The following is a 201-nucleotide window of genomic DNA, read 5'->3' on the forward strand; positions in this document are numbered from 1 at the left end:
CTGCGAAGACGGCCTGCCAGCCGACACATTTCTACCTGACGCCCCGCGTTCCAACTGTGGGAGCTGGCTTGCCTGCGATGGCGGCCTGACAGCCGACACAGGGTGTCAGACCGAGTACATATCCATTCCTGCGGTAACGGCTGCTCAGGGTTCCGCTTTTACAGCCAGCCCTTTCAAGGTCTTTTCGTCTTGGCAGCCTTG

The organism is Pseudomonas sp. DW-iso17, from assembly GCF_058725345.1.